The organism is Arcobacter sp. CECT 8989, from assembly GCF_004116715.1.
Taxonomy (GTDB): domain Bacteria; phylum Campylobacterota; class Campylobacteria; order Campylobacterales; family Arcobacteraceae; genus Halarcobacter.
This window is the reverse complement of the sequence record NZ_PDKE01000025.1, coordinates 1-3,409: the sequence shown is the minus strand read 5'-3', so window position 1 is coordinate 3,409 and position 3,409 is coordinate 1. Positions and strand designations below refer to the sequence as shown.

The 3,409-nt window shown below is 35.6% G+C and carries 3 protein-coding genes; all 3 read right to left on the bottom strand.

The genetic code is table 11. The features are described from left to right. Positions 1-1,317 (bottom strand): sodium ion-translocating decarboxylase subunit beta, encoded by a 1,317-nt coding sequence (locus CRV02_RS14190; RefSeq protein WP_258239320.1) that lies wholly within the window; start codon positions 1,315-1,317, stop codon positions 1-3. Positions 1,318-1,340: 23 nt separating this feature from the next. Next, positions 1,341-3,152 carry a biotin/lipoyl-containing protein gene (locus CRV02_RS14185; RefSeq protein WP_129090890.1) on the bottom strand — a complete coding sequence of 604 codons (1,812 nt, stop codon included), beginning with the start codon at positions 3,150-3,152 and terminating at the stop codon, positions 1,341-1,343. Between the two features lie 5 nt (positions 3,153-3,157). Then, the coding region (locus CRV02_RS14180; protein WP_129085735.1) for an OadG family protein at positions 3,158-3,409 on the bottom strand (252 nt) is incomplete at its 5' end.

The following is a 3,409-nucleotide window of genomic DNA, read 5'->3' as shown; positions in this document are numbered from 1 at the left end:
TTAAAAAATCGATAAAAGTACACCAGCAGCTACGGCAGAACCGATAACACCAGCAACATTTGGACCCATCGCATGCATTAATAATACATTCGATTTGTCATATTCTTGTCCAACTTTTGATACAACCCTTGCAGCCATTGGTACAGCAGATACTCCTGCAGCTCCAATTAGTGGGTTTATCTTATTCTCATCAGACGCAAATTTATTCATGATTTTAGCCATGATAACACCTGCCGCTGTTCCTGCAGCAAATGCAATTAATCCAATTGCCATAATCCCTAAAGTCTCTATTACTAAGAATTTATCAGCAGCTAGCTTTGAACCAACCCCTAATCCTAAGAATATTGTTACTATATTGATTAATGAATTCTGCATTGTATCAGAAAGTCTCTCAACTGCACCTGATTGTTTGAAGAAATTTCCTAAACAAAATGCTCCAATAAGTGGAGTTGACTCTGGTAAGAACAGAATTGCTAATAATAATAGTACAATTGGCAATGTTAAATTCTCTAATTTATTTACTTTTCTTAATTTTGGCATTTTGATTTTTCTTTCAGCCTCTGAAGTTAATGCCTTCATAATTGGAGGTTGAATTACTGGTACTAATGCCATATAAGAATAAGCTGCAACTGCAATTGCACCTAAAAGTTCTGGAGCAAGTCTATTTGCAATAAAGATTGATGTTGGTCCATCAGCTCCACCAATAATTGAAATAGCTGAAGCAGATTGTAAATCAAATCCAATTGCAACTGCACCAACTAGTGATCCAAAGATACCAAACTGTGCAGCACCACCTAAGATTGCTGCTTTAGGATTTGCTAATAGTGGAGTAAAGTCTGTCATTGCTCCAACACCCATAAAGATAAGTAATGGGAAGAATCCATTAGCAATACCCATATTATAGATAATACCAAGCATACCAGTCTCTCCACCAATTCCAGCTAGTGGAATATTAGCTAAGATACCACCAAATGCAATAGGCATTAGTAATAATGGTTCAAACCCTTTTGAAATAGCAAGGTAAAATAAGAATAGACAAATACCTATCATTATTAATCTACCCCACGTTTGTTCAAAAGTAGTCATAGGTCTTGCATCTTCTGCATGAGCTTCTGAAGTCATTACATCATCTCTAGGAGTTGTGAAAGCATAAATCCCAGTAGTTTTATAGAATGACTCTAGAAGTTGACCCATTGATTTTTCATGATATTCATGTTTAACTTCTTCAGTAGGAGCTGCATTTGAACTTGCAAATGCATTTGTACTGAAAAGAGCAAAGAATAACAGTAGCATTGAAGCTATTATTTTTTTATTCATCAAATAGTTCTCCGGTTTTTGTCTTAGCTAATAGTTGCTATTGCTTGACCTTCTTCAACAGCGTCACCTGGGTTAGCTAAAATTGCACTTACTGTTCCATCGCAAGGAGCTTCTACATCAATCTCCATTTTCATTGCTTCTAGGATTGCTACGATATCACCTTGTTTTACTGTATCTCCAACTTTAATATTCATTTTCCATACATTTCCAGCTACTGTTGCTTCTACATCTGCTCCACCACCATTTGTTGGTGCTGCTGCAGGTGCTTCACTTTGTGCTGCTGGTGTTACTTGGATATCTGCATTACCTTCTGCGATAGATACATTAAACTTTTGTCCATCTACTACTACTGTATAGTTTCCAGTTGCGTTACTCATACTATTTCCTTCTCCTAAAGTACATTCTTTATCATTTTCACAAGTTGAATCCTCAACTTTTCTTACATTTAATGGGCTTTCACCTTTTATGAAAGCAATACCTTTTTCATCACAAGCTGCTGCAATAAAAATATTTTCATCACTTGTTTCGATATTCTCTTCTTTTAATCTTCCTTCCCAATAAGCCATAGTCTTCTTTTCATCTCTATCAGCTATATCTAGTGGGTTTTCACTAGTTGGTTCAAGTTTTAATTTTTCAGAAGCTAATTTAACAATTTCTGCATCTGGTTCAACAGGAGTTTTACCAAAGTATCCAAGAACCATTTTTCCATAACCTGGAGCTATTTGTTTCCATGGTCCAAACATTACGTTTGCATATGCTTGTTGCCAATAAAATTGTGAAACAGGAGTTACAGATGTTCCGTATCCACCTTTTTCTACAACTTCTTGCATTGCTTTAATTACTTCTGGGAATTTATCTAAAGTTCCATTATCTCTCATCATTTGAGTATTAGCTGTTAGTGCTCCACCTGGCATTGGAGAGAATGGGATTAAAGGAGAAACTTGAGTAGCTTCTGGTGGCATAAAGTAATCTTTTAAACAAGATTGTAAAGTCTCTTGGTATTTTAATACTTTAGAGATTTCTAAACCACCTAGGTCATAATTCATACCTTTAACTGCGTGCATCATAGTTAAAATATCTGGTTGAGATGTTCCACCACTTACAGGAGATGCTGCTAGGTCAATACCATCTGCACCTGCATCTAATGCTGCTAAGTAACAAGCAACAGATACACCTGCTGTTTCATGAGTATGTAATCTTATATGAGTATCTTCACCCACTAAGTTTCTTGCCATTTTAATAGTATCAAATACTTTTTGAGGAGAAGATGTTCCACTTGCATCTTTAAAGCAAATAGAATCAAATGGTACTCCTGCATCAAGAATATTTCTTAATGTTTTTTCATAGAAAGGAACATCATGAGCACCTTCGCAACCTGGAGGTAAGTCCATTAGTGTTACTACTACTTCATGGTTTAGTCCATATTTTTTAATACACTCTGCACTATATTCAAGGTTTTGAACATCATTTAGTGCATCAAAGTTTCTAATTGTTGTTACACCATGTTTTGCAAACATTTTTGCGTGCATTTCTACTAGTTCTCTTGAACCTGTATCTAGCATTACAGTATTTATACCTCTTGCTAATGTTTGTAGATTTGCTTCTGGTCCTACAATCTCTCTGAATTTATCCATCATATCGAATGCGTTTTCTTGTAGGTAGAAGAATAAAGATTGGAATCTTGCTCCTCCTCCGAATTCGAAGTGATTTATACCTGCTTCTTTCGCAGCTTCTACAGCTGGAAAAAAATCTTCCATTAAAACTCTACCTCCAAAGACAGACTGGAATCCATCTCTAAATGTAGTATCCATAACATCAATATATTTTTTTGACATTTAATTTAACCTTTTAGATTTTTATGATGTTGAACAGCTGCTACTACAGCCGCTATCTTTGCAGTTTCGTTCGATTTTTCAGCCCCTGTAGTTCTTGTAGGCTTTGTAGGTACTGGCGTACTTTTCTCTGGAAAATACTTCCCTATTATTTTTGCTTGCAGTTTTAAAGCATAGATCATTACTATTAGGAATATAAACACTATTCCCATACCTAATGCCATAAACTTTACTGCTTCCGCAATTAAGTTTGTTTCCAT